The organism is Kitasatospora mediocidica KCTC 9733, assembly GCF_000744225.1.
In the GTDB taxonomy this organism is placed as follows: domain Bacteria; phylum Actinomycetota; class Actinomycetes; order Streptomycetales; family Streptomycetaceae; genus Kitasatospora; species Kitasatospora mediocidica.
Map to the genome: position 1 here is coordinate 2,284,576 of NZ_JQLN01000005.1, position 24,783 is coordinate 2,309,358.

22 protein-coding genes and 1 pseudogene are annotated in these 24,783 nt (G+C 73.4%); 4 read left to right on the plus strand and 19 right to left on the minus strand.

What is annotated here, in order from left to right; all coding sequences use genetic code 11:
* Positions 1-16: 16 nt before the first annotated feature.
* A pseudogene (locus tag BS80_RS43025) lies at positions 17-142 on the plus strand (XRE family transcriptional regulator); the annotation flags it as partial.
* A gap of 227 nt (positions 143-369) precedes the next feature.
* Here the strand turns inward: BS80_RS43025 and BS80_RS24205 are convergent.
* The gene (locus tag BS80_RS24205; protein ID WP_157536548.1) at positions 370-693 is read right to left on the minus strand and encodes a hypothetical protein; all 324 of its coding nucleotides are present in this window, start codon (positions 691-693) and stop codon (positions 370-372) included.
* Positions 694-886: 193 nt separating this feature from the next.
* Entirely contained in the window at positions 887-1,750 is an 864-nt protein-coding gene (locus BS80_RS24210; protein ID WP_035800576.1) for a hypothetical protein, read from the minus strand.
* Positions 1,751-1,898: 148 nt separating this feature from the next.
* Between BS80_RS24210 and BS80_RS24215 the strand changes: the two genes are divergently transcribed.
* Positions 1,899-2,792, plus strand: a complete 894-nt coding sequence (locus tag BS80_RS24215; RefSeq protein ID WP_035800578.1) for an HhH-GPD family protein — start codon at positions 1,899-1,901, stop codon at positions 2,790-2,792.
* A gap of 85 nt (positions 2,793-2,877) precedes the next feature.
* Here BS80_RS24215 and BS80_RS24220 read toward each other — a convergent pair whose 3' ends face one another.
* Entirely contained in the window at positions 2,878-4,476 is a 1,599-nt protein-coding gene (locus tag BS80_RS24220; protein WP_083975148.1) for an MDR family MFS transporter, read from the minus strand.
* Between the two features lie 255 nt (positions 4,477-4,731).
* On the opposite strand from BS80_RS24220, the gene BS80_RS24225 reads away from it, so the two are divergent.
* Positions 4,732-5,349 carry a TetR/AcrR family transcriptional regulator gene (locus BS80_RS24225; protein WP_035800579.1) on the plus strand — a complete coding sequence of 206 codons (618 nt, stop codon included), beginning with the start codon at positions 4,732-4,734 and terminating at the stop codon, positions 5,347-5,349.
* A gap of 35 nt (positions 5,350-5,384) precedes the next feature.
* Here BS80_RS24225 and BS80_RS38025 read toward each other — a convergent pair whose 3' ends face one another.
* The 15 genes from BS80_RS38025 to sbnA form a co-directional block, all read right to left on the minus strand.
* On the minus strand, positions 5,385-6,269 hold the full coding sequence (locus BS80_RS38025) for a M23 family metallopeptidase (protein WP_051966985.1): 885 nt from the start codon (positions 6,267-6,269) through the stop codon (positions 5,385-5,387).
* A gap of 351 nt (positions 6,270-6,620) precedes the next feature.
* Entirely contained in the window at positions 6,621-8,480 is a 1,860-nt protein-coding gene (locus tag BS80_RS24235; protein ID WP_051966986.1) for a non-ribosomal peptide synthetase, read from the minus strand.
* A complete protein-coding gene (locus BS80_RS24240; RefSeq protein WP_035800587.1) occupies positions 8,477-9,376 on the minus strand; it encodes a pyridoxal-phosphate dependent enzyme in 900 nt (299 codons plus the stop codon). The genes BS80_RS24235 and BS80_RS24240 overlap by 4 nt, the downstream gene beginning before the upstream one ends.
* Before the next feature lie 10 nt (positions 9,377-9,386).
* Positions 9,387-10,613, minus strand: coding sequence for a hypothetical protein (locus BS80_RS24245; protein WP_051966987.1), 1,227 nt, complete (start codon positions 10,611-10,613; stop codon positions 9,387-9,389).
* Positions 10,610-11,218, minus strand: coding sequence for a 4'-phosphopantetheinyl transferase family protein (locus tag BS80_RS24250; RefSeq protein ID WP_157536549.1), 609 nt, complete (start codon positions 11,216-11,218; stop codon positions 10,610-10,612). Before BS80_RS24250 ends, BS80_RS24245 begins: the two co-directional genes overlap by 4 nt.
* Positions 11,215-12,417, minus strand: coding sequence for an ABC transporter permease (locus BS80_RS24255; protein ID WP_198045601.1), 1,203 nt, complete (start codon positions 12,415-12,417; stop codon positions 11,215-11,217). The genes BS80_RS24250 and BS80_RS24255 overlap by 4 nt, the downstream gene beginning before the upstream one ends.
* An 8-nt stretch (positions 12,418-12,425) precedes the next feature.
* Positions 12,426-13,448, minus strand: a complete 1,023-nt coding sequence (locus BS80_RS24260) for an ABC transporter ATP-binding protein (protein ID WP_051966989.1) — start codon at positions 13,446-13,448, stop codon at positions 12,426-12,428.
* A complete protein-coding gene (locus tag BS80_RS24265) occupies positions 13,445-15,853 on the minus strand; it encodes a beta-ketoacyl-[acyl-carrier-protein] synthase family protein (RefSeq protein WP_035800593.1) in 2,409 nt (802 codons plus the stop codon). The genes BS80_RS24260 and BS80_RS24265 overlap by 4 nt, the downstream gene beginning before the upstream one ends.
* 5 nt (positions 15,854-15,858) lie before the next feature.
* Positions 15,859-16,878 (minus strand): hypothetical protein, encoded by a 1,020-nt coding sequence (locus tag BS80_RS24270; RefSeq protein ID WP_035800595.1) that lies wholly within the window; start codon positions 16,876-16,878, stop codon positions 15,859-15,861.
* Positions 16,879-16,908: 30 nt separating this feature from the next.
* Positions 16,909-19,092: a GNAT family N-acetyltransferase gene (locus tag BS80_RS24275; RefSeq protein WP_198045602.1), complete on the minus strand. Its 2,184-nt coding sequence runs from the start codon at positions 19,090-19,092 to the stop codon at positions 16,909-16,911.
* Positions 19,093-19,096: 4 nt separating this feature from the next.
* Positions 19,097-19,624: a 3-hydroxyacyl-ACP dehydratase FabZ gene (gene fabZ, locus BS80_RS24280; RefSeq protein ID WP_035800600.1), complete on the minus strand. Its 528-nt coding sequence runs from the start codon at positions 19,622-19,624 to the stop codon at positions 19,097-19,099.
* The gene (locus BS80_RS24285) at positions 19,621-19,935 is read right to left on the minus strand and encodes an acyl carrier protein (protein ID WP_035800603.1); all 315 of its coding nucleotides are present in this window, start codon (positions 19,933-19,935) and stop codon (positions 19,621-19,623) included. The genes fabZ and BS80_RS24285 overlap by 4 nt, the downstream gene beginning before the upstream one ends.
* A gap of 44 nt (positions 19,936-19,979) precedes the next feature.
* Entirely contained in the window at positions 19,980-20,732 is a 753-nt protein-coding gene (locus BS80_RS24290; RefSeq protein WP_035800605.1) for a 3-oxoacyl-ACP reductase family protein, read from the minus strand.
* Positions 20,729-21,652 carry an ACP S-malonyltransferase gene (locus tag BS80_RS24295; protein WP_035800606.1) on the minus strand — a complete coding sequence of 308 codons (924 nt, stop codon included), beginning with the start codon at positions 21,650-21,652 and terminating at the stop codon, positions 20,729-20,731. Before BS80_RS24295 ends, BS80_RS24290 begins: the two co-directional genes overlap by 4 nt.
* Before the next feature lie 39 nt (positions 21,653-21,691).
* Positions 21,692-22,705, minus strand: a complete 1,014-nt coding sequence (sbnA, locus tag BS80_RS24300) for a 2,3-diaminopropionate biosynthesis protein SbnA (RefSeq protein ID WP_035800611.1) — start codon at positions 22,703-22,705, stop codon at positions 21,692-21,694.
* Between the two features lie 227 nt (positions 22,706-22,932).
* Between sbnA and BS80_RS24305 the strand changes: the two genes are divergently transcribed.
* Positions 22,933-23,784, plus strand: coding sequence for a hypothetical protein (locus BS80_RS24305; protein WP_035800614.1), 852 nt, complete (start codon positions 22,933-22,935; stop codon positions 23,782-23,784).
* Positions 23,785-23,900: 116 nt separating this feature from the next.
* Here BS80_RS24305 and BS80_RS24310 read toward each other — a convergent pair whose 3' ends face one another.
* Entirely contained in the window at positions 23,901-24,659 is a 759-nt protein-coding gene (locus BS80_RS24310; RefSeq protein WP_035800616.1) for an AfsR/SARP family transcriptional regulator, read from the minus strand.
* Between the last annotated feature and the right edge of the window lie 124 nt (positions 24,660-24,783).

Sequence of the window (24,783 nt, forward strand, 5' to 3'; positions counted from 1 at the left end):
CAGCCACACACCCCCAAGGCTGCGGGGCGTACCTGGTGTGGAGACGCGGTACAGCGCGACGGCCGACGCGGAGAACCACGTCGGCCTGTCGGTGTTCCGGTTTGACGGGGATGCGCTGGTGACGCCGCACCTCGCGCTGCTGGCTGTCCGGCCGGAGTGCGGCCTCAGGTCTATTCAGTGAGGGGGTGATGCGGATTCGTCGGGGCGGTGGCGCATTTGTAGCCCTCGGTGCACTTGAATTTGCAGGTGGTCGACCAGGTCGGGCCTCGGCCGTTGCAGTTCGAACATTTGACCCAGGTCTGCTTCTTCCTGCAGGTTTTGCAGTGCTTGTCCTTCTGGTCGCCCGTGTACGACATCGGATCTCCTTTTCTACCGCAGGCCGAGCTTGAAACGCAGCTCGTGCAGCTCCGGATAGAGTTCCTGGTTTATACGGTCCAGCGCCTTCTTCTGGAGCGCCGACCGCTGGATGCTCCGCACCAGCTCGGCCCGGTTGTCGGGCGCAGGCTGCTGCTTGCGGCCGAAGAGGCCTTTGGGTCGGGGCTCGGCCTCCGGACGGGGCATGCGAGCGACCGCTGAGGCGATCCTGTCCTCGTCGTCGTGTTCACCGCGTTCGACGGCATCGACAAAGGCTTTGAGCGAAGCGATCTCCGCCTCGACCTCGTCGAGCCGTGCCCGCATTTCCGCTGGATTCATCCGGAACCTGCCTCATCTCGGACGACAGAGACTGACTGCCCGTCAGTTTCGTGGTCGGGAGCGTAGCAGGGGGTGCGTGAATTCTCTCGGGGGTGGTCGGGCCGGACGGCCTTTTGTTTCCGTCTTGTGATATCGATCATTCGCCGGGAAATGGGCATGACATTCCCTGCGGGCGTGATCTGTGCCGGGTCGGCTATCCGTCCAGGCGGGTGGAGGTGCGGGCCGGGACGGGTCCCCCGGCGGGGCCGGTCAGTTCGGCCTGGACGAGGTAGTTGCCGCCGGGGGCGGGGGTGGTGTCCGCCGGGGTGGGGCACTGGGGCTTGCTGCGGGTGCGGTCCCAGACGAAGGTCTCGGTCAGGGCGGTGGCGGGGGAGATCTGGACCCAGCGGCCCTGCTTGTCCGTGACGCAGTCGGCGGAGGACCAGATCCGCTCGCCGCTGGCCGAGTTGACGGTGATCGCGGAGGCGGCCTGGCTCAGGTCGACGCGGCAGGGGGAGCCGGAGGCGTTGCGGATCTTCAGCTCGAAGGTCGGCTTCTCCTTGGGCTGGTAGGCGTTCTGGGTGCCGGCCAGTTCCAGGGTGAGCTGCGAGGCGGTGCAGAGCGGGAGGGCCATCACGTCACCGGTGTTGACCGGCGGAACGCCGCCGGTCGCGGAGCCGCCGCCGCCCGAGGTGCCGGTGGTCCCGGTGCCGCCGGTGGTGTCCGTGCCGCCGGTGGTGCCGCCCGTGCTGTCCGTGCCGCCGGTCGGGGCGGTCGTCGGGTTCGTCCCACCCGTACCGGTGCCCGTGCTGCCTCCGGAGCCCGTGCCGCCGCCGGTGCCGCCCGGGTGGGTGCTGATGGCGGGGCCGGTGGGGGTCGCGCCCGGGGTGATCGAGGTGACCGCCGAGGGGGCGGGTGCGGGATGAGCGCCGACGGGCTTCGTCCCGCCGCCGTCCTGACCGAGCGTCAACCACGCCACCAGGAGGGCCACCACCGCCACGGCGGCGAGCATGACGAAACGCCGCCGCCAGTAGATCGAGGCTGGCAGCGGTCCGACGGGCTGACGCAGAGAAGGCACGATCAAACTCTACGAGAGTCGGAGCACCGCCAGACGCAACAACACCATCCTCGGGCACCTTCTTTCACATGATCCGCCATTTGGTCCGTCCGAGCGAGCCTGTCGGCACCCCCGCCCGTCCGGCGACTGTGCGAGGATCGGAGGTGCTATGCCGACGAGTACCCGCACCCCCGCCCCGCTGCTGCACTCCATCGTCCTGGACTGGTACCGGGAGAACGCCCGCGACCTGCCCTGGCGCACCCCGGACGCCTCGCCCTGGGCGGTGATGGTGAGTGAGTTCATGCTGCAGCAGACTCCGGTGAAGCGGGTGCTGCCCGCCTACGCGGCCTGGGTGGAGCGCTGGCCGACGCCGGCCGCGCTGGCCGCCGACGCACCGGGCGAGGCGGTCCGGATGTGGGGGCGGCTCGGCTACCCGCGCCGTGCCCTGCGGCTGCACGCCGCCGCGACGGCGATCACCGAGCGGCACGGCGGCGAGGTCCCGGACGACCACGCCGAGTTGCTGGCGCTGCCCGGGGTCGGCGAGTACACCGCCGCCGCCGTGGCCTCCTTCGCCTTCCGCCAGCGCCACGCGGTGCTGGACACCAACGTGCGCCGGGTCTTCGCCCGCGCGGTCACCGGCGTCGAGTACCCGGCCCAGGCGACCACCGCGGCCGAGCGTCGGACCGCCGGCGAGCTGCTCCCGGACGTGGCGGGGACGGCGGCCGAGTGGGCGGTCGGCGTGATGGAGCTGGGCGCCCTGGTCTGCACGGCCCGCAGCCCGGAGTGCGGCGGCTGCCCGCTGCGCGCGCACTGCGCCTGGCAGCGGGCCGGCCGTCCGCCGTACGAGGGTCCGGCCCGGCGCGGGCAGACGTACGAGGGCACCGACCGCCAGGTGCGCGGCAAGCTCCTCGCCGTACTGCGCGACGCGCACGGCGAGGTGCCGCAGCACCGGCTGGACGCCGTCTGGCCCGAGCCGGTCCAGCGGGCCCGGGCGTTGGACGGCCTGGTCGCCGACGGGCTGGTGGAGCCGGTCGCGCCGGGGGTCTACCGCCTCCCGCAGTAAGACCGGTCGGTCTAGGGTGTGAACGCCGCTGCCCCCGCCCGGACGGATCCGGGCGGGGGCAGCGGCGTTGCGGGGCGGGGGCGGCTCAGATGGCCGCCGCCTCCATGGAGCTCTCGGTCTGCGGGCCGCCGCGCAGCGGGATGTCCCGCAGGAAGACGGCCGCGGCGATCGCGATCACGGTGATCCCGGCTGCCCACAGGAAGACCGAGTGGATGCCGCTGGCCACCGCGTGGCGGAAGGCGTCCTGGAACCACTCGGGCTTCGCCTTGAGCGTCGCGGGGGTGAGCGCGTTGGCCGCGGAGGCGTCCGACGCGTGCCCGGCGAGCTGGGGCACGTGGCTCAGCCCGGTGGTGATCCGGTGGGTGTAGAGCGAGCCGAAGAGCGCCACGCCGAACGAGCCGCCGATGGTGCGGAACAGCGTCGCCGTCGAGCTGGCCACGCCCATGTCCTTGAGCTCGACGCTGTTCTGCGCCACCAGCATGGTGATCTGCATCAGGAAGCCCATGCCGGCGCCGAGCGCCACCATGTAGCAGCTGGAGGTGAACCGGGTGCTGTCGGTGCCCAGCGTGGAGAGCAGCAGCGCGCCGCCGCCCATCACCGTGGTGCCGATCAGCGGGAAGATCCGGTACTTGCCGGTCTTGCTGACGATCTGCCCGACGACCAGCGAGACCACCAGCATGCCGAACATCATCGGCATCAGCAGCAGGCCGGAGTTGGTGGCCGAGGCGCCCTGCACGTACTGCTGGTACTGCGGCAGGAAGGCGACGGCGCCGAACATCAGGAAGCCGACGATGAAGCCGATGATCGAGACCATCGAGAAGTTCAGGTTCTTGAAGAGTCCGAGCGGCAGCATCGGCTCCTCGGCGCGCTGCTCGGTGTAGCAGAAGCCGATCAGCGCGGCGACGGCCAGCACGGCGAGGCCGATGATGTGCTTGGAGCCCCAGGCGTACTGCCCGCCGCCCCAGGTGGTGATCAGCACCAGCGAGGTGATCCCGGTGGTGAGCAGCGCGGCGCCGAGGTAGTCGACCTTCGCGGTGGAACGGACCTTGGGCAGGTGCAGCGTGACGGTGACCACGGCGAGCGCGATCAGGCCCAGCGGCAGGTTGATGTAGAAGATCCAGTGCCAGCTGAAGTGGTCGGTGATGAAGCCGCCGAGCAGCGGGCCGCCGACCGTGGCGAGGGCCATCACCGCGGCGAACATGCCCTGGTACTTGGCACGCTCACGCGGCGAGACCAGCGCGCCCATGATCGACATCACGCCGACCATCAGACCGCCGGCGCCCAGGCCCTGCAGGGCGCGGAAGGCGATCAGCTCGGTCATGTTCTGCGAGAGCCCGGACAGCGCCGAGCCGACCAGGAAGATCACGATCGAGGTGAGGAAGGTGCCCTTGCGGCCGTAGAGGTCGCCGAGCTTGCCCCAGATCGGCGTCGCCGCCGCGGTGGCCAGGGTGTACGAGGTGACCACCCAGGAGAGGTGGTTGGCGCCGCCCAGGTCGCCCACGATCGTCGGCATGGCGGTGCCGACGATCAGGTTGTCGAGCATCGCCAGGAGCATGGTGATGACCAGACCGATCATCACCAGCGTTATCTCGCGGTGGGTCCGCGTCTGCGCCGGTGTGCCGGCCTCCCCCTCGACGGGTGAGGGCGGGGTGGCCGCCTTCGCGTCGACCTGCTGTTGTGCCATGGTGCGTCTCCCGGAAGCGCAGTGCGGACCGCGGCTCGGCGGCTCGGCGGGCCTTGGGGGCGGGGTACTTACTTGCCGCCCGGCTAGTTTGTTGTCCGTTGGCACGGTAAGGTCTGTGTAAGCCAGGCGTCAAGCCGGTTTCGGCCACGTCCTCCCCGTCGGCGAGAATGTGGCGGAACCGGTCAGATGCCGGCTGGTGCCCCCGGGCGCCGGCGCCCCCACTCCAGCGCAGCTATCAAGGCAGGCCGAGAAGCCATGAGTACGACACTGAGCCCCCGCAGTGACACCCGCTCACGCATCATCACGGTGGCGCTGGAACTGTTCTCGGAGAACGGCTACGAGAAGACCTCGCTGCGTGAGATCGCCGACCGGCTCGGGGTGACCAAGGCCGCGCTCTACTACCACTTCAAGACCAAGGACGACATCGTCCACGGCATCGTCGAGACGATGGCGCAGCCGATCGACGAGGCGATCGCCTGGGGCGAGAACCGGCCCTGGTCGCCGGAGCTCCGGGACGAGCTGGTCCGCCGGTTCGCGGCGGGCATGGTCGAACGGGCGCCGCTGCTGCGCTTCTTCCACGAGAACCAGCCGGCCCTGCGGGGGAGCCCGGCCGGGCTGGAGTTCAAGGCGCGGATGATCGGGATGATCCGCCTGGTGCACGGCCCGAACGCCTCCTTCGAGGACCGGTTGCGGGCCACCATGGCGCTCTTCTCGGTCAACTCCGCGCTCTTCCTGCTCAAGCAGGACCTCGACGACGGCCCGGACCCGGTGGAGTGCCAGGAGGTGGCCACCCTGGAGCAGGCCGTGGCGGCCTCGCTCACGGTGGCGCTGGAGATCGCCGCGCGGATCGAGGCCGGGACCACGGTTTCCTGACCCGGTTTCCTGACCCGTCCCCCCCGGGGCGGCGGTCAGAAGTCGTGGACGCCGTGTCCGGAGAGGTAGCCGATCGGGTCGGTGACGGCGCCGTAGCTGTTGCTGGTGCGGATCTCGAAGTGCAGGTGCGGGCCGGTGGAGTTGCCGGTGCTGCCGGAGGCGCCGATCTGCTGCCCCGAGGGCACCTGCTGGCCCTCGCTGACGGCCAGTCTGGAGAGGTGCGCGTACTGGGCGTAGCGGCCGTCGGACAGTTTCAGGACGATCTGGTTGCCGTACGAACCGGCCCAGCCGGACGAGACGACGGTGGCGTCGCCGACCGCGAGCACGGGCGTGCCCTGGTCCACCGCGAAGTCCACGCCGGTGTGGTAGCCGGCCGCGTACTCGCGGTTCGGCACGCCGTACGGGTTGGTGATCGGCGCGCCGGGGACGGGCGCGGACCAGTGCAGGACGGGCGCGGGCGCGGGCGCTGCCGGGGCGGGCGCGGGTGCGGCGGCCGGGGCGGGCGGGGCCGGCGGGGTGCCGGGGGTGAGGTTGAGCGCCACCGCGACGGCGTCCTGCGAGCTGCCGGCGCCGCCGGGCAGCAGGTAGGCGGTCGGCTCGGCGAGCTGGACCACGGCGGTCTGCGCCGGGCCGCCGTGCTCGGCGGTGAACGCGGAGCTGCCCGGGGTGGTCGGCCGCACGGTCTGGGCGGCCGCACTGCCCGGTACGGCGGCCAGTATGACCCCGAACAGCACGGCGCCGGCGGCGGCGGCCGAGGCGGCCTTGCGGCGGTGCGGGCCGTAGAAGACCGCGTACGGGTCGACGCGCGGCAGGCCGTGCGCGGCCGGCGTGCGCGGGACCAGCGGGAGCAGGGGCAGCAGCGGCAGGGCGCGCGCGGCGGTCAGTCGGGCGGTGGCCAGTCGGGTGGCGGCGGCCCACATGGACGCGGACCGGCCGGCAGGGGACTCCGGTGACGGGTCGGATGGGTGGGACGGCTGGGACGGATGAAGGGACATCGTGCACGACCTCGCAGCGATTCGGGGCAGCGTGGAGCCAGGCCTGGACGGGGCACTCGCTGGGGGACCATTCAGGTGTAACCGTCGGTGAGGCAGTACCGAAATCCGATCAACTACTACGGCGTGTAGTGCGGTCGGACAGGTAATTTCAGGCGCTTGGCGGAGTGATCTCTTTATCCGACGTTCATATCGTCAGCTCGGAGCGCCTGATGACCGGATCGGCGGTGCCCGCGACGGCGTCCGTACGCCCGGCGCGTTCCCCTATCGGCCCTCGTATCAGCCCGTCGCGCTGTGAGCAGCACCACCCGGCGGGAGGGGCGCGGTGCCGCTGATCGCCGTGCGGACGGCCTCGGCGAGCCGCTCGACCGTGTTGAGGTCGTCGAAGAGGCCGGCCGGGGAGATCGCCACGCCGAAGGCCTCCTGGATGCCCTGCAGCAGGGCGACCGCCGTGATCGACTCGCCGCCCGCGGTGAAGAAGTCCTCGTCGACGCCGTCGAACGCGGCGCGGCCGAGCGCGTGCGCCCAGAGGCCGGCCAGCGCCGCCTCCACCGGGGTGCGCGGCAGCAGCGGGACGTCGGCGGCGCAGGCGGCGGCCTCGGGGGCCGCTGGGACCGCCGGGACCGCCGGGGCTTCGGCGAAGTCGCGGGCGAAGTCGGCCCGGACCAGCTTGCCGACCGCGTTCACCGCCAGCGCCTCCCGCCGCACGATCCGCGACGGCACCTTGAACGGCGCGAGGTGCGCGGCGGTGTGCGCCCGCAGCTCGGCCTCGTCCGCCGTGCGGCCCTCATGCAGGACCACGGCGGCCACCACCTGCTCGGTGAACACCTCGTCGGGCACCCCGAAGGCCACCGCCTGGCGGACGGCCGGGTGCCGCAGCAGAGCCTCCTCCACCTCGTACGGGGAGACCTTCTCGCCGCCCCGGTTGATCATCTCCTTGATCCGGCCGGTGACCTGGACCGAACCGTCGGCGGCCAGCCGGCCCAGGTCGCCGGTGCGCAGCCAGCCGTCGACGAACGCGTCGGCGCCGTCCTGTGGGCGGACGTAGCGCTCGATCACGTTGGCGCCGCGCACCACCAGCTCGCCGGTCGGGCCGGGCTCGGTGCGCACCGCGCCCTCGGCGTCCAGCACGGCGACCCGCGAGCCGGTGGGGACCATGCCGACCGGCCGGGGGCCGCCGTCCGGCAGCAGGGTGGAGGCGATCTGGTGCGCCTCGGACATCCCGTAGGTCTCCAGCACCGGGACGCCGTAGGCGAGTTCCAGCTCCTCGCGGAGCGCGGCCGGGAGGCTCGCGGCGCCGGAGCGGGTGAACCGCAGGCTGCCGCGGTCGACCGGCTCCTCGCCCAGCCGGTCGAGCAGCAGGCGGTGCACGGTCGGGCTGGCGGAGAACCAGGTCGCCCGGGTGTCCTCCAGCGAGCGCAGCGCCTGCTTGGCGTCGAAGGCCGGGAGCAGGACGACGCTCGACCCGGCGACCAGCGAGGCGACCACCGAGCCGACCAGGCCCTGGATGTGGAACATCGGCATCACGTTCAGGCAGCGGTCGGCGGGGCCGAGGCCGAAGGCGCGGACCGAGGCGATGGCGCCCGCCAGCAGCTGGCCCATCGCCAGCGGGACGAGCTTGCCGGCCGAGGTGGTGCCGGAGGTGCGCAGCAGCAGCGACTCTCCCGCGACGGGCCGGGGTTGCATCCGGTCGGGGTGCAACTCACCGCTGGCGAAGTGGAGTTCCAGTGGTTCGCCGAACAGCTGCGGAACCGCCTCGATCACCGCGGTGCGGTGCAGGTCGGCCGCGCGGAGCAGCTTCGCCGAGGTCGAACCGAAGCCGAGCACGGCCGAGGGTTCGAGCAGCTCCAGCGCCTGCCCGAACTCCTCCTGCGCCAGCAGCGGGTTGACCGGGCAGCACACGGCCGTGCTGATGACCGCGAGTTGGAGCACCACGCCGTCCAGGTCGCCCGGCGCGCAGACCATCACCCGGTCCTCGCGTTCGAGGCCGAGCCCGGCCAGGCGCACGACGGTCGCCCGGACCAGGGCGTCCAGTCGGGCGTAGCTCAGCGCGCGGCCCTCGGAGGTGAGCAGGGCGGGCGACTGCGGCGCGGTGGCGGCGCGTTCGGCCAGCAGGTCGAGCAGGGTGGAGTGGGTCATCGCGCTGTCTCCTGGCGGCCGAGCGGGAGTTCGGGAAGGGTGCCGAGCTGGGACGCCACCCAGGCGTCGTCGTAGAGGGTCTCGGCGTAGCGGTCGCCGCCGTCGGGCAGGACCAGGACGCAGACGGCGCCGCGGTCGAGCCGGCGGTGCAGTTGGGCGAGTGCCGCCACCACCGCGCCGGAGGAACGTCCGGCCAGCAGGCCTTCGCGGTCGAGCAGCCGTCGGCAGCCGGCCGCGGCCGCCGCCGCACCGACGCTCTCCACCAGGTCGCTCGGACCCAGGGCCGGTACGGCGGCCGGATCGTCGGCCACCACGACCACCCTGGTGGGGAGTTGCCGGCTGCGCACGAAGGCGAGGACGCCGCGCAGCGCGCCCGGGCTGCTGCTGGGGCAGAACAGGTAGTCGGTGTCGGTGGGCAGCGCCTGGCAGATCTCGCGCATCAGCGCGCCGTTCGGCCCGGCCGGCTGTGCGGGCCGGTAGGAGCCGGCCAGGGTGGCGGCCAACGCGTCGGCCCGCTGCGCGAGTCGGTCGAGCCGCTCGTCGTGCGCCCGGGCCCCGAAGGCGCGCAGCATCGCGCGGTGCCAGGGCGCGAGGGTGTCGGGGTCGACCACCAGGTGCAGGTCGAGGTCGTAGTAGCGGCAGGCCTGGGCGAGCGAGACCGCCAGGTTGCCGGAGTCGGCCTCCAGGACGACCGGTCGGCCCGGGACGAGCTCCCCGGACCGGATCGGCGGCATCAGCAGGTCGAGCGCGGTCCGGTCCTCGGTGCTGCCGCTGGGATTGAAGCGCTCCAGCTTGGCGTGGACCTCCAGGCCGGAGCCGGCCGCGACGCCGGTGAGGCGGACCAGCGGAGTGTGCCCCACGGTGGCCAGGATGCCGTGCCGGATACGGTCGTTCACGAGTGCCTCCTCAGGAGTTGAGTGCCGCCTCGACGAGGCTCAGTAGGGCGTCGGCCTTAGCGCCCATGCCCGGCCCGCTCCGGCAGGACAGGCCGATCTCCACCCGGTCGGGGAGTTGGTACATCGTCAGGAAGGCCGGTGCGTAGGGCACGTACATCGGCAGCGAGTAGACCGTGCGGGCGGTGAAGCCGGCGCCGCACAGGCTCGGCAGGTCGGGTTTGCCGAGCTCGGAGAGGATCGCCGAGGCCCGGTAGCGCGAGCGCCGCTCGCCGGCCGAGCGGGCGTCCGCCAGGCCGGGGGCGAGGGCGGCGAGCGAGGCGAGCCGGGTGGCGCCGTCGTGCGGGCCGTCCGCGGTGAGTTCCCGGCGCTCCATCAGGGCCTGGACCAGCCGGCCCTGGGTCGCCCGCCAGGTGGCGCCCGGCGGCACGTCGAGGAGCACCGGCAGCGTCAGGTTGGCGGTGGAGCGCACCGACGGGTCGTGCCGGCGCAGGTTGACCGGCACCATGAAGCGGCCCGCCGCGCCGGTGGCGGCGGTGATCGCGACGGCGGCCTTGGCGGTCAGGCCGACGTGGCTGCCGGGGACGGTGTGCCGGCGCCAGATCCAGTCGAGGTCGCTGCCGCTGTCGGCTGTCGTGCCGCTGACGGCCAGGGCGTCGAAGGGCGAGGGCCAGTCCCGCCCGGCCGCGGTGTCGGCGGGGGGAGTGGCGGCGCCGGGGGCGAACCGGGCGACCAGGCCCTCTTCGGTGTCGGTGTCCGCGGCGCCCAGCGCGCTCTCGCCGCGCAGCGCGCGGAACACCTCGGTGATCCAGGCCATCACGCCCTTGCCGTCCATCACGGCGTGGAAGACCCGGAAGACCAGCGTGGCCGGCTCCCCGGTGAGCAGCAGCACCTCGCAGTTGGGGCCGCGCGCCGGATCGAACGGGCGGCGCAGCGCGGCGCCGTCGAAGGTCGTCCGGTCGATCCGCGTGCCGTCCACGACGGTGACCGGCGGGTTCGTCCCGCTGTCCACCCAGGACGGGCCGCGCCGGACCACCCGGGCGCCGGGGCAGGCGGCCGAGGCGGTGGCGACGGCCCGGGCCAGCCGATCGGGGTCGAGCGCGCCGAACCCCTCCACGAAGACCTGGATGGCCATCGGTGGAGCGAGCAACGCGCCCATCAGGTAGCTGCGTTCGGTCAGCGAGATGCGGCGGCTGTAGCCGGCGGGCGCGGGGCGCGGGCGGGTCGGGGCGGGGGTCATCCGAGAAGGCTCCGTTCGGTCGGCCGGGTGTGGACGCGGTCGCCGCTCCAGCGCAGCGGCAGCGGCTCCTGGGCGGCGAGGGCGAGGTGGACGCCGCCGGGGGCGGTCGGGCTGCTGCGGACCCACCAGCCGCACCGGGTCGGGCGCCACCCCGGCTCCCAGGGCGGCAGGTCGACCCGCTCGGGGCGGGTGCCGGCGATGCCCTGGGCCTTCAGCAGGGCCTCCGTCTCGGCCCAGTCCCGCAGGGTGACCTGCTCGACGGGCCGGTCCAGCACCCGGGCCAGCCAGCGCAGCGCGGCGGGCCTGGGCCGTTCGTCCTGGATGTCGACGCCAATCCAGACGTCGTGCGCCAGGCCGGCGAGCCCCGCCTCGCCGACGTGCGAGACGGAGCCGCGCCAGCCGGTGCCGGGCCAGTACCAGCGGCGGTCCGGCCCGTGCACCGGCGCGCCGGCCGGGCGGCCGGCCGACCGGTCGCCGCCGCGGGCCGCGTCCAGCAGGAGGGCCCGGCCCGAGGGGCTGGCCCGGCGGCCGAACGCGTCCCGCGGCAGCCGGGGCGTGCGGCCGGTGTGGAGGTGGAGCACCCCCGTCCGGTCGGCTGCGCTCATCGCACGAACCGGAACCGCGGCACCGCCAGGGCGAACATCGCCACCGCGACGGCCAGCAGGATCCCGGCCCCGGGGAGGACCGCGCCCATCGACTCGCCGCGCACCAGCACGTCCTGGTAGGCGTTGAGTGCGATGCCCTGCGGGATGAAGTGGGTGATGCTCTGCATGAAGTGCGGCAGGAAGACCCCGGGCACCATGCACCCGCCGAGCGCCGCGAGCACCAGCACCATGGCCGTCCCGATGCCCATCACCTGCGCCTCGCTGCGGGTCACCGAGGCGAGCAGCAGCCCCAGGGCGACCGCGCAGGCGGCCAGCGCCAGGCTGATCGGGATCAGCGCCAGCGGGTGGAGGCCCAGGTTCATGCCGAACACGAACCGGCCGAAGCTGAGCAGGATGGCCACCTGGACCACCGCCACCAGCAGGTACGGCGCGACCTTGCCGAGCAGCAGTTGCCAGCGCGGCATCGGGGCCGAGAGCAGCCGGCGGAAGGTGCCCTCGCGCCGCTCGACCATGATCGAGCCGGCCATGATGGTGACGATGAAGAAGACGTACATCACCGTGTAGCCGGGGACCTCCTGCTGGTAGACCGAGGGGTACTTCTTCGCGCCCTCGCCCGCCGGGAAGCTGACGGTCGAGTCCACCTGGTGCGTGGTGCTGTCCAGCGCCGCCACCTGGGCCTGGATCGCGGCCTTGACCGCCGGATCGCTCTGGGTGTCGCTCAGCCGGGTGAGCGCCAGGGTGGTGCCCTCCTGCGAGGTGACCGTGACGACCAGGCTGCTGATCGCCGACTCCACCGGGTCGACCACCTGCCGGGAGGAGGACGGGTCGACGACGAAGCCGATCTTCGGCGCGCCGCCGTCCGCGACCTGCTGCTGGAAGCCGGCCGGCAGCAGCACGCTGAAGGCGTCGGTCTGCGCGTGCACCCGGCTCTGTGCCTGCGCGGCGCTCAGCGGCACGCCGTCCACCGCGCTGGTGACCTGGAGTCGGCCACTGCTGGAGAGTGCCCTGACCACCGCCTGGGCGGCCGGGCTGTGGTCCTCGTCGACGATCGAGATGCTGAGCTTGCCCGGAGAGCCCAGGTTGGCGAAGGAGTTGCCGAGCGCGAAGCTCATCACGGTCATGAAGAGCACCGGGGAGATGAACAGGGTGATCAGGGAGGCGCGGTCCCGCAGCAGGACCAGCAGTTCCTTGCGGATCATCGGAAACATCAGGCACCGTCCCGTATCTGGCGACCCGTCAGGTCGAGGAAGAGCGACTCCAGATCGGGCCGGCCGAGCCGGATGCCGCCCAGGCCCAGGCAGTTCTCGGCGGCGAAGTCGGAGACCTTGCGCAGGGTGGCCGGCATGTCCTCCACCCGGACCCGTATGGTCGGGACGTTGTCGCCGGAGGTGGTCACGGTCACCTCGCCGTGCTCGGTGAAGGCGACCGCGAGATCGTCGATCCCCTTCTCCAGCAGGGCGAGTTCGGCCTCGTTGAGGGCCCATTCGAGCAGGCCCTCACCGAGTGGCTTGAGCAACTCCTGCTGGGTGCCCTCGGCGAGGACCTGGCCGGCATCCACGATCACCAGCCGGTCGCAGAGTTGCTCCACCTCCGGCATGTAGTGGCTGGTGTACACCACGGACATGCCGAACTCGGCGCGTAGCCGCAGCACGGTCTCGAAGATCTGGTTGCGGCTCTGCGCGTCCACGCCGACCGTCGGTTCGTCCAGGAAGAGCAGCCGGGGCTTGTGCAGCAGCGCCGCCGCGATGTTCACCCGGCGCTGCATGCCGCCCGAGTACGAGGAGACCCGTTCGCCGGCCCGGTCGCTGAGGCCGACCACCTCCAGCGCCCAGTCGATCCGCTCCTTGCGCAGCCCGCGCGCCAGCTTGTACGCGCCGGCGAAGAAGGCCAGGTTCTGCCGGGCGGACAGGCTCGGGTAGAGCGCGATCTCCTGCGGGACGACGCCGATCAGCGCCTTGGCCCGCATCGGGTCGGCCGCGAGCGCGACGCCGTCCACCGTGATCTCGCCCTCGTCGGGAGCCAGCGCCCCGGTCAGCATCGCGATGGTGGTGGACTTCCCGGCGCCGTTGGGGCCGAGGAAGCCGAGGATCTCGCCCCGGCCGACGTGCAGCGAGACGCCGTCCACCACCGTGCGGTCGCCGAACCGCTTGACCAGCCCGTGGGCGGCCAGCACGTCGGTGCCGCCGGCCTGGGCCGCGGTGCCGTCCGTTGCCCTCTGATCGATCGTCATGATTCCCACCGGGAGACCACCAGCGACAGGTAGCTGCCGCCGTAGGCGAAGCTGGAGACGAGCGCGTGGTCGACGGTGCCGGCCCGGCCGCCCTGCGGCACCAGGCCGGGGAGCGCCTCGGGGGCCACGTCCGCGCCCCAGGTGCCGGGCAGGAATCCGTCCCGGATGGCCTGCACGGCCGCGACCAGGGCCAGACCGGGCGCGCAGCCGTAGGTCTCGCCGAAGAGCGACTTGGTGGCGGTGACCGGCCGTCGGTCCAGGCCGCTGCCGCGCAGCGCGGCGATCTCGGCGCCGTCCACCACCTCGCGGCCCATCGCGGCGCAGGCGACCAGGCCGATGTCCTCGGGGGTCAGGCCCGCGCCGGCGACCGCCTCGGCCAGCGAGCGGGACCAGGCGTCGCCGTCCTGGCGCAGGCCCGCGATGCCGCTGTCGTCGCCGGTGAGGCCGAAGCCCGCCACCTTGGCGAGCACCGTGCTCTCGTTCTCCCGGGCGCCGGCCGCGGACTCCAGCAGGATGGCGACGGCGCCGGCCGCGAGGACCGTGCCGCCGCCCGCGAACGGGCGCACGCCCTTGTCGCTGAGGAAGCCGGGCACCTTGACGTGGCCCGCCACCAGGGCGTCCGGGCACTCGTCGGCGACCACCACGACGATCCGCTCGGCGGCGCCGCGCGCGATCAGCCGGTAGGCGTAGTGCAGGGCGCTGAGCGCGCTGGTGCCGCCCGCGCAGACCGTCGCGGTGATGCCCTTGAAGCGGTGCAGGATCGCCACATGGCCGGCGGCCGCGTTGACGACGGTGTTCGGGAAGAACTTCGGGTTGGCGCCGGAGGGCCCGCCCGCCAGCACGATCCCCTCGTTGAAGTCCTGCACGGGGGTGATCGGCGCGAGGCCGGTCGCGAAGATCAGCCCGGTCTGCTCGGCCTGCTGGCGGCTCGGCTTGCCGTACGTGCGGTGCAGTTCGGCGACCGCCGCCGCGGCCAGCCGGCTGGTCGGGTCCATCCGGCGCAGCACGGCGGGGTTGATGCCCGCCGCGATCGCCTTGAAGTCGACGGTGCCGGCCGGGCGGGTGCCGAAGCCCTCCACCGGGATCTGCTCGCGGTAGGCCGGTTCGCCCGAGGCGAGGGTGGCCAGCAGCTCGGCGTGGCTGTGCGCGGCGCCGGCGATGCCCGCGATGCCGGTGATCACCACGTCCCGGCCCACCGCCGCGGCGACCGCGGCCGGTGGCGGGGTGTCGGTCAGCGCGGCGTTGCGGATCACCAGCGCCGCGTTGTTCCCGCCGAACGCGAAGGAGTTGGAGACCACCACGTCGACCGCGCCGCGGCGGGCCGTCTCGGGCACGATGTCCAGCCCGCTCGGGGGCTCCAGGCCACCGGTGTTGGCGGTCGGCGGCAGGATGCCGTCGCGCACGGCCATCGCGCAGACCACCGCCTCCACGGCGCCGGCCGCGCCCAGCGTGTGGCCGATCATCGACTTGGTGGAGCTGGTCGGCGGCGGCGTCCTGAAGAGGCTGCGGATCGCCTTGGGCTCGACCTTGTCGTTGGTCGGGGTGCCGGTGCCGTGGCCGTTGATGTAGTCGACCTGGTCCACGGTGTGGCCGGCGCTGCGCAGCGCCGCGGCCATCGCGCGGGCCGCGCCGTCGCCGCCGGGGTCGGGCGCGGTCTGGTGGTGGGCGTCGGCGGAGAGGCCGTAGCCGGCCACCTCGGCGATCGCCGGGACACCGCGCGCGGCGGCCCGCTCGGCGCTCTCCAGCAGCAGGAACCCGGCGCCCTCGCCGAGGTTGAGCCCGGCCGAGCGGGTGTAGGGCGAGCAGGAGCCGGAGTCCAGCGCGCCGAGTGAGTTGAAGCCGTGGAAGGAGAGCCCGGCCAGCGGGTCGACGCCGCCGACCAGCACCGCGTCCGCCTCGCCGCTCCAGAGCAGCTCGCAGGCGTAGCCGATGGCCACCGCCCCCGCCGCGCAGGCGTTGGAGAGCAGCGAGCGCGGTCCGGTCAGCTGGAGCCGCTCGGCCAGCAGGTCGGCCACGCTGTGCAGGGCGTAGCCCTTGAGCAGCCGGCTGTCGGCCTTGCGCAGGCCCTCCTTGATCCACTGCTCGTGGAACTTCTCGACGCTGCGGCTGGTGCCCAGGCTGCTGCCCACCACCACGCCCACCCGGTCGGCCCGGTAGCCGGCCTCGGCGAGCCTGCCGTGCTCGACGGCCTCGGTGGCGGCGGTGACGGCCAGGGTCAGGCAGCGGTCCACGCCCGGTTGGTCGGGGACCGGTGACTGGCCGCCCTTGCTGGTGACCAGGCCCGTGGTGTCCACCACGGTGACCTCGCCGACGCCGCTGCGGCCCGCCTGGATGGCGGCCCAGCACTCGTCGGCGGTGGTACCGACGGCTGAGATCATGCCCAGCCCGGTAATGACGATGCGCATGGCGATCAGGCTCCGATTCGCTCGGTCCAGGACTGCGGGACGACCACCGGGGAGGCGACCGTGCTGAGCGTGACGGCGGAGCCGTCGGCGGCGGTGCTGTGCAGCTCCAAGCCGGGGACGTCGAACGGCTTGGCGAGCAGCGCCAGGGCCAGTTCGTCGGCGCCCGGGGCGCTCGGGAAGACCGTGCGGATCTCGCCGACCGCCACCTCGCCCGCCAGGACCGCGGCGCCGGCCGCCGGTGCCGAGCCCGCCGGAGCGCTGACGGTGACCAGGCCGCGTTCGGGGGCGGGCGCCTCCAGCAGGGCCGCGCCGCCGCGGAACTCGTCCTCGCGGTTCCAGCTCACCAGCCACTCCAGGTTGGCCTCGCGCACGGTCAGCCCGGCGGTCTGCTCGGCGATCTGCGGGTGGCGCACCTCGGCCCGGGCCCGGGCCAGCGCGGCCGGGTCGACCTCGCCGCCGTCCAGCGCCTCGGCCTGGCGCAGCACGGTGGCCAGCGGGTCGGCGCCGGCCGGGGCGAGCAGCAGGTAGCCGTACTCGCCGGTGGTGCCGATCCGGGCCAGCACGCCGGACTCGCCGCCCTCCGCGCCGGGCAGGTCGACGGCGGTGACGCCGTGCAGCACCAGGCTGGAGATCTCGAAGTCGACCAGGTTCGCGGCGATCCGCCAGGCCTTCGGGCCCTCGAAGGCGACGGCGCTCTGCTCCTCGGCGGCGTCCACCACCTCGACGTCCTCCAGGTCGGCGGCGGCCTCCCGGAGCAGCTCGGCCAGGTCGGTGCGGGACTGCGCGATCAGCCAGCTGGTGTTGTCCAGTTCGATGTGGATGACGGCGTCCCAGATGCCGCCCTGCTCGTCCAGGATCAGCGTGTCGCGGGCGGTGTCCGGCTCGACGTACTCGCTGTCCTTGGCCAGGATCCGGCCGAGGACGACGCCGCGCTCCAGGCCGGAGACGGCGACCAGGCTGCTGCCCGGGGTGTAGACGCCGACGGTGGCGCGGATCCGGTCGTAGTGCTGAGCGGTGCCGGTCATGATGGTGATCTCCTTGCGGGGAAGGGAAGTTCAGTGAGTAAACGGGTCGGTGCCCGCGCGCAGGTACTGCTCGGCGGCCGCGGTGTCGGCCAGGACGGTGAGCGGCCAGTGGGCGGTGACCGCCTCGCCGCGCGGGTGCCGGGCGACCAGCGCGAGCAGCGGGCCGGACGGCGTGGAACGGACCAGGATCTCGGCCTGCGAGGGACGTTCGGCGGCGGTGGCCAGCCAGCGGCCGTCGGCCAGCCGGACCGCCACCCGGTCCGTCCAGCGCTGCCAGGCGCCCGGCTTGGTCAGCGACCACAGCTCGCCGGGCCGGCCGGGCAGCAGGAACTCGGGCGCCTTGCGGCCCGCCGGGGTCAGCCAGCCGACGAGTTCGCCGTCCGCCGCCCCGCCCGGAGCCCGGACGGCCAGCGTGAAGCCGCCCTCGGCGGGCTCCAACGACCAGCGCAGGCCCGGTGATCCGAGGACGGCGGCGCTGTCGTGCCGCTCGACCAGCCAGCGGGTGTCGGTGCTCGTGCCGCCCCAGCCCAGGCCCCGGTTCTCGTCCTCGCGGACACCGTGCGAGGTCACCCAGAGCCCGCACCGCCAGGACGGATTACGGGCGAAGGCACGGGACTTGGGGAACGGCGTGGCCAGCACGGGCCGGCCCGCCGACTGCCAGGAGACCACCCCGCCGGCCGCCGGGTCGACCAGCACGGTGTGCTCCGCACAGGTCAGCCGGTGCACCGGGCGGCGGGCCACCACCCGCTCGTCCAGGACACCCGTGGCCGGTCCGGCGGGCCGGGGAACGGCTGTCGGGGTCGCCGGCTCGCCGGGTCGCGGTGCCAGGCCGGTGGCGGCGGCCGGGCGGCTGTCGGGGACGACCTGCTCGGGTTCGGTCGCCGGGTCGAGGCAGACCCGGTAGGTGTAGGAGGCCGGGTGGTCCAGGGTCAGCAGCGAGTCGGTCAGCAGGCCCGCCTCGGCGGGCTGGGCCCAGTGCACCCGGACGGCCAGGCCGGTCCGGGCGTCCCACCAGCCGACCGGGTGCTCCGGGGCCAGGCGGGTGCGGGCCGCGCCGAACTCCGTCGCGTCGATCGGCGCGAGCCCGCGGCCGGCCGGCAGGTAGCCCGTGCCGTCCAGCAACAGGGCCGTGCGCAGCCCGTTGTGCAGGACGGTGCGCAGCCGGCCCGCCGGGGCCGGGCCGCCCGTCCAGCGGATCCGCTGGTTAAGGGTCGCGCCGACCAGTCGGCTCTCACGGTGCAGCACGCCGTCCGGGTGCTGCTCGCTGACCAGCCAGCCGTCCGGCAGCGGGCGGACCGTCAGCTCGCGGCGCAGGGCCTGGCGCCAGCCGGTCAGATAGCCGGGGCCGGCCACCGGCCAGGTCTCCTGGAGCACCGGACCGATGTGGTCGTCGTGGAACACCCGGACGGCGCCGTCGCTGTGCCGGACGGTCAGGGTGAGCGGTCCCACCCGGTGGCTGGAGACGGTCGGCGCGGGCCGGTCCGGCTTCGCCGGCAGGTCGGGGTCGGGCCCGGCGTCCGCGCCGACGGCGGTGTGCAGGATCTCGCCGGTCTCCGGGTCCAGGATCGCCCGGAACACCAGGTCGCCGACGGCGAGCGCGGTGCGCAGCACGGTCCGGCCGCCGAGCTGCTCGGTCTCGCGGCCCAGCTGCTGCCCGGCGATGCCGTCCACCTGGTAGCGCCAGGCGGCCGTCATCCGCAGGGAGGCCGGGATCAGCTCCGCGTGGTCGCGCCGCAGCCGGGTGACGATCTTCGGCATGTAGCTGACCATCTCGATGTTGCCGTCCTCGCCGGCCTCGGCCGGTCCGCTCACCACGCAGCCGAGCTGCCGGTAGAGCGGCAGGGCCAGCTGGTTGCCGGGGTTCACGGTCAGCCGGATGGCCTCGACGCCCTGCTCGCGCAGGGTGCGGAAGGCCTGCGAGAAGAGCCGCCCGGCCGGCGCGCCGCCGCGGACCCGGGGGCTGAGGAAGAACATGTCCCCGACCACCTCGCCCTCGGGAACGGCGCGCCGCCCGGTGCTGCGGAACATCCCGATGGTGCCCAGGACCTCGCCGTCCTCCTCCGCGACGAGGAACAGAACCGTTCCCCGCTCGGCGAGTTCGGCCCGTACCATCGCCGCGTCCAGCGTCCGCTCGACCCGGTTGGGGGCGTCGGCGTGCCGGTTGTAGAGCTCGGCGACCGCAGCCGCGTCACCGTCGGCGAAGGGTCGGATCACGAGGTCACTGGAGGCCATTCCCGCCTCCGCTCCCTCGCTCGGTGACGGTCAGCGATCCCTTGGCGACCAGCTCGTTGCCGACGCTGGCCTGCACGGTGACGGGGGTGAGCGTGCCGAAGGCGTTGCCCAGTTCGGCGCGCAGCACCAACTGGTCGCCGGGGACCACGAGCCGGCTGAACTTCATCTGCCGGATCGCGCCCAGGTAGCCCACCCGGCCGGCCGTGTCGACCCCCGCCTCGTCGTCCGGCGCGGTCTCCTCCTTCCAGGCGGAGGCGTAGACCACGGCGGTGAGTTGGGCCATCGCCTCGACGATCAGCACGCCCGGCATGATCGACTGGTCGGGGTAGTGCCCGGCGAAGAACGGCTCCGAGACGGTCACGTTCTTGATGCCGTAGCCGGACTTGCCGGGGATGACGTCGTAGGCGCGGTCGACGAAGAGCATCGGCCAGCGGTGCGGCAGGAGTTGGCGGATCTGGTTGGCGTCGAAGCTCAGCTTGCGCCCGTCCGGGACGACCGGTGCGGCCGCGCTCATGCCAGGGCCTCCATGCGCGGGATCTCGCCGAGGGCCTCGACCACGAAGTCGACCAGCTTGTTCACCGAGCCGAACGCGGCGCGGTCGTCGTCGGAGATGGTGACGCCGAGGTGCTCCTCGAACATCACCACGATCTCCAGGGTGTCCAGCGAGTCCAGCTCCAGGCCGCGGCCGAAGAGCGGCTGGTCGTCGCCGATCAGCGCGGGCTGGATCTCCAGGCCCAGGCTCTCCACCAGCAGGACCTTCACCCGCTGGTTCAGGGCCGCGCGGGCCTGGGCCGTGGACAGCAACGCGTCGTGGGACTGCGACATTTCGTTCTCCTTGGGGGACAGGGACGGGTATGGGGGGCCGGCGGTCAGGAGGTCAGGCCGCCGTCGACGGTGAGCACCTTGCCGGTGATGTAGCTCGCGGCCGGCGAGGCGAGGAAGGCCACCGCGGCGGCCACCTCCTCGACGGTTCCGGTGCGCTTCATCGGCACCAGGCCGACCAGCTGGTCGCGGGCCCGGGGTTCCATGCCGCGCAGCATGTCGGTCTCGGTGAAGCCGGGGGCGACCACGTTGACCCGGATCGAGCGGTCGGCCACCTCCCGGGCCAGGCCCTTGGCCAGCGCGATCACGCCGCCCTTGCTGGCGGTGTAGTTGAGCTGACCCGGCTGTCCGACGATGCCGCTGGTCGAGCCGATCACGACGATCGAGCCGCCGGTGCGGTGCATCTGCTTGACCGACTCGCGGCAGGTCAGGAAGGCGCCGGTGAGGTTGGTGGTGATGACCCGCTGCCACTTGTCCAGGCTCATCGTGGCGAGGAAGCCGTCCGCGGTGATGCCGCTGTTCACCACCACCACGTCGAGCCGCTTCCAGGTCGTCCGGACGGTCCGGAACAGCTCCTTGACGTCGGCCTCGACGCCCACGTCGGCCCGCACGGTGATCGCCTCGCGGCCCAGCGCGCGGATCTCCTCGGCGGTCTCCTTGGCCGCCTCCTCCTGGGTGGCGTAGTGCACCACCACGTCGCAGCCGGCCCGGGCCAGGGCGAGGGCGCAGCCCCGGCCGATGCCCCGCGAGGCGCCGGTGACCAGGGCCACCGTGCCCGGGGCGAATTCGGGTGTCGTCATCTGTCCTCTGTCTCCAGCCGGCGCACGAAGGCCTCCAGCGATACCGGCGTGTTCACGAGCGTGGGTCTGGGGCGGTCGGGGAAGTGCTTGGCGAGGCCGACCAGTGCCTTGGCCGGTCCGATCGCCGCCAACGGGGGCCCTTCGGCGCCCAGTTCGGTCATCAGTTGCTGCCAGTGGACCGGCGCGCAGAGTGCCGCGGCGAGATCCTTGGCCAGGTCGGCGGCGTCGGTGCCGAACGAGCCGATGGCCACCAGGCCGACCGGTACGGCGGCGTCGGCGATCTCGGTCCGCTGGACGGCCTGCGCCCAGCGCTCGGCGACCGGCGCCATCAGGCGACTGTGGAAGGCATGTGAGACCTCCAACAGCTTGGCGCGTGCGCCGAGTTCGGTGGCCAAGGCGCGGACGTCGGCCAGTGCGCCGGCCGCCACGAACTGGCGCGGGCTGTTGTCGGCGGCCAGGTCCAGGCCGTGCCGCTCGACGGCCGCCAGGGCCTCGGCGCGGTCCGGGCCGACCGCGATGACCGCGCACATGCCGCCCTCGCCGGGCGCACTCGCCATCAACTCGCCTCGCAGTCGGATGAGTTCGACGGCCTGCGGGAACGGCAGGCTGCCGGCGGCGACCAGCGAGGCGAACGCGCCGACGCTGTGGCCGGCCGTCGCGGCGAGCGTGACGCCGTGCTCCTCCAGCACCCGCCAGGTCGCCACCGCGGCGGTGAGCAGGGCTGGTTGGGCGTTCTGGGTCTCGGCCAGCCGGGCCGCCGGGGCGTCCCAGCACAGTGCGCGCAGGTCCAGGCCGAGCACGTCGGACGCCTCGTCGAAGCAGGCCGCCGCCGCCGGGTACGCGGCGGCCAGCGCCCTGCCCATGCCGGGCTCCTGGCTGCCTTGGCCGGGGAACAGGGCGCGGATCCTTCTGGTGTTCACGGGATACCTCCCTCGGGGGATTGGCAGGGTGGGAGCGGGTCAGCCGGTCGGCGCGGCGGATCCGGTCGCCGCCTCCTTCCACAGGTGGGAGACCTCGCCGAAGGTGTCGAAGACCCAGTCGTCGTCGTAGACGGTGTCCAGGTAGCGGTCGCCGCCGTCGGGGTGGATCAGGACGCAGGTGGAGCCCTCGGGGATCCGGTCGCGGTGGCCGAGCAGGGCCGCCGTGACGGCGCCGGACGAGCCGCCGGCCAGGATCGCCTCACGCTGCAGGAGCGTGCGGCAGCCGACCACGGCGTCCAGGTCCGAGACGTGGACCACCTCGTCGACGAGCGCGTGGTCGGTCAGCGGCGGGCGGATGCTCGCGCCGTGGCCGGGCAGCAGCCGGGGTGCCCGCGGCTGGTCGAAGATGACGCTGCCGACCGCGTCCACGCCGATCACCCGGGTGTTCAGGGCGTGCTCACGGATGTACTCGGCGCAGCCGCGCAGCGTGCCGAAGGTGCCGACCGAGACGAACAGGAAGTCGACCCGGCCGTCCAGTGCCCGGTCGATCTCCCGCATGGTCCGCCGGTGGGCGCGCGGGTTGTTGGGGTTGGCGTACTGGTTGGGCCAGTACGCCGCAGGGGTGGCCGCCACCAGCTCGCTGACCCGGCGCAGCCGGGCGGGCAGGAACTCGCCGCTCTCCGCGTCGGGTTGCTCGACCACCTCCACCTCGGCCCGGTAGGCGCGCAGCAGTTGGAGGTTGCGGGTGGTGGTCTTGGCGTCGACCACGCAGACGAAGCGCAGTCCGAAGTAGCGGCAGACCTGGGCGAGTCCGACGCCGAGGTTGCCGGAGCTGGACTCCACGACCACCGAGTGCTCGGGGTCGACCTCACCGCTGTCGATCGCGTCCAGCAGCATCGCCAGCGCGGTACGGTCCTTGACGCTGCCGCCGGGGTTGGACCGCTCCGCCTTCACCAGGACGCGCGAGCGGAGGTCGGGGGCGAGGCGTTTCAGGTCGATCAGGGGTGTGCCGCCGATGATTCTCGGGAGGCCTTCCAAGGCTCTTCGTGCCATGAACCCGCACCTTCCTGTGGACTCGGCTGCACTGGTGAGCGATTCGCCGTGAGGTGAAGTGTTCGGGCGACCTCTATCAGCCCCCCATGCGTGGCATATAAGTCCTGCTCAGAGCTGGTGTGGGGCGGGTTCGGCGGTCGGTTCCAGGGGGCTGCATGGGCCGATTACAGGGTCCGCATAGGACTGCGTTGCACGCTGTGCGAACAGCTACGACCGAAGGCGGGGACATGGACACCTCAACAGACGAGCTGGACGCCTGGCCGGCCCGGGTGTCGGACGCCGCCGAAGGCACCGTGCTGGCCGCGCTGACCTGCGGCGCACGGCGGGCGGGCCGGGCCGGCGGCCTGCTGGCGGCGGCGGAGGCGGCCGCGCTGCTCGGCAGCCGCTCGGCCCGCCTGCTGCCCGGTGAGGCGGCCGTGACGGCGGTGGTGGTGGACACCGTGCTGCCCCGGCTGCTCGGGGCGGCGGCGGGGGAGCAGGCGGCCGAACTCGGGGACGCGGACCTACTGATCGACCAGTTCCCGGTGCTGGTGCACGCGTTCGCGGCGGAGACGGCGGATCTCGACGCGGTGGCCGAAGCCGCCCGCCCCGGCCGTTCGCTGCCCGTCGGGGAGGGCAGGGCGCTGCTGGGGCGGCCCACCCGGGCCGGGTGCAGCGTGGTGCAGGCGCTGCCGGCCGCCGTCCGTCAACTGGCCCTCCTGGGCGCGCCCGCGGCCGTCCGGGAGCGGGCGGGCGCGGTGCTGGCGGCCGGCGACGAGCTGCACCGGCGGATGGCCGACGTGCGCACCATCGGCGAGCCGGTGGCCCGCGTCCTCGCCGAGGCCTACGGGCTGCTCTACGCCGCCGCGGCCTGCCTGCACCTGTGGGTCGCCCACGCGGCCGCCGCGGCGGGGCGCCCGCTCTGGACCGGGGCCGGCTGGCTGCGCGCGGCGCTGGGCGAGCTGGCGGACCGACTGCACGCGCTGCTGGGCGAGTCGGGCCCAGCCGGGTGCCCGGGCGACCCGGAGCGGTCGGTGGCCTACGGCGCGTCGCTGGCCGCCGCCGCGCTGACCGGCGGCCCGCTGACCCCGTTCGGCTGAACACGGCGGCCGGGCACGGAGGCTGAACACTGCGGCCGGGCACGGAGGCTGAACACGGCGGCCGGACACGCCGAGGCCCGCGGAGCCGTGCTCCCCGGGCCGGTCGTCCGCGTTCGTCAGGCGAGTTGGTGCGGCATCAGGGAGCGCACCTCGCCGCTGAGCACCGCCTGATACGTCCGGGTGAGCAACCGCCCCGGCTCCACGCCGAGTTCCTCGGCCAGCAGGCGCCGGCCGGCCAGGTAGGTGGACATCGCGTCGGCCTGCCGCTCGGAGCGGTAGAGCGCGGTCATCAGCAGCGCCCGGAAGCGCTCGCGCATCGGGTGCCGGGCCACCAGTCGGGTCAACTCGGGGACCAGCTGCCGGTGTCGCCCGAGGATCAACTCGGCCTCGATCCAGGCCTCCAGGGTCTCCAACCGCTCCTCCTCCAGCTGCGGCCGCTCGGCGTCGATCAGCTGGTCGGTGACCTCGGCCAGCGCCTCGCCCTGCCAGAGCGCCAGCGCCGAGCCGAGCTGCTCGCTGGCCCGCTCGAAGTCCTGCTCCCGCAACGACTGCAGGCCGGCCCGCGAGCGGCGGCCGAACTCGGTGTAGTCGCACGGGATGCCCTCGGCCAGCAGCCGGTACCCGGAGCGGATTCTGACCAGCGGCACCGCGTCCCCCAGCCGCCGGCGGATCCGCGAGGCGTAGGTGTGCAGCTGCGCTGCGGCGGTGTTCGGCGGGTTGCCGTCCCAGAGCATCCGGCTCAACTGCTCGTCGGTCAGGGCGCGGCCGCCGGCCAGCACCAGCGCGGCGAAGGTGGTGCGCTGCTTGGTTCCGCTGAGAGAGTCCTGTCGACCGGCGGTCCAGATGTGGACCGGCCCGAGGATGCGGAACTCCATGGGGCACCTTCTCTCGTGTCGTCGCCGCGGGCGCCGCCCGGACGCGTCGGGTCATGGCCTGAACGGGGGTGGGTCTGGGCCCCGCGGCCCGAAGCGTAGAGAACCGGAGCATCGGCCGGATATT

What these genes read in the sequence shown, in the direction of transcription:
- BS80_RS24285 (WP_035800603.1), bottom strand. Translation starts at nt 19,935, where the DNA reads ATGTCGCAGTCCCACGACGCGTTGCTGTCCACGGCCCAGGCCCGCGCG.
- BS80_RS24270 (WP_035800595.1), bottom strand. Translation starts at nt 16,878, where the DNA reads ATGACCGGCACCGCTCAGCACTACGACCGGATCCGCGCCACCGTCGGC.
- BS80_RS24305 (WP_035800614.1), top strand. Translation starts at nt 22,933, where the DNA reads ATGGACACCTCAACAGACGAGCTGGACGCCTGGCCGGCCCGGGTGTCG.
- BS80_RS24220 (WP_083975148.1), bottom strand. Translation starts at nt 4,476, where the DNA reads ATGGCACAACAGCAGGTCGACGCGAAGGCGGCCACCCCGCCCTCACCC.
- BS80_RS24235 (WP_051966986.1), bottom strand. Translation starts at nt 8,480, where the DNA reads ATGACCCACTCCACCCTGCTCGACCTGCTGGCCGAACGCGCCGCCACC.
- fabZ (WP_035800600.1), bottom strand. Translation starts at nt 19,624, where the DNA reads ATGAGCGCGGCCGCACCGGTCGTCCCGGACGGGCGCAAGCTGAGCTTC.
- BS80_RS24260 (WP_051966989.1), bottom strand. Translation starts at nt 13,448, where the DNA reads ATGACGATCGATCAGAGGGCAACGGACGGCACCGCGGCCCAGGCCGGC.
- BS80_RS24225 (WP_035800579.1), top strand. Translation starts at nt 4,732, where the DNA reads ATGAGTACGACACTGAGCCCCCGCAGTGACACCCGCTCACGCATCATC.
- BS80_RS24255 (WP_198045601.1), bottom strand. Translation starts at nt 12,417, where the DNA reads ATGATCCGCAAGGAACTGCTGGTCCTGCTGCGGGACCGCGCCTCCCTG.
- BS80_RS24310 (WP_035800616.1), bottom strand. Translation starts at nt 24,659, where the DNA reads ATGGAGTTCCGCATCCTCGGGCCGGTCCACATCTGGACCGCCGGTCGA.
- BS80_RS24290 (WP_035800605.1), bottom strand. Translation starts at nt 20,732, where the DNA reads ATGACGACACCCGAATTCGCCCCGGGCACGGTGGCCCTGGTCACCGGC.
- BS80_RS24215 (WP_035800578.1), top strand. Translation starts at nt 1,899, where the DNA reads ATGCCGACGAGTACCCGCACCCCCGCCCCGCTGCTGCACTCCATCGTC.
- BS80_RS24245 (WP_051966987.1), bottom strand. Translation starts at nt 10,613, where the DNA reads ATGACCCCCGCCCCGACCCGCCCGCGCCCCGCGCCCGCCGGCTACAGC.
- BS80_RS24265 (WP_035800593.1), bottom strand. Translation starts at nt 15,853, where the DNA reads ATGCGCATCGTCATTACCGGGCTGGGCATGATCTCAGCCGTCGGTACC.
- BS80_RS38025 (WP_051966985.1), bottom strand. Translation starts at nt 6,269, where the DNA reads ATGTGGGCCGCCGCCACCCGACTGGCCACCGCCCGACTGACCGCCGCG.
- sbnA (WP_035800611.1), bottom strand. Translation starts at nt 22,705, where the DNA reads ATGGCACGAAGAGCCTTGGAAGGCCTCCCGAGAATCATCGGCGGCACA.
- BS80_RS24250 (WP_157536549.1), bottom strand. Translation starts at nt 11,218, where the DNA reads ATGAGCGCAGCCGACCGGACGGGGGTGCTCCACCTCCACACCGGCCGC.
- BS80_RS24205 (WP_157536548.1), bottom strand. Translation starts at nt 693, where the DNA reads ATGAATCCAGCGGAAATGCGGGCACGGCTCGACGAGGTCGAGGCGGAG.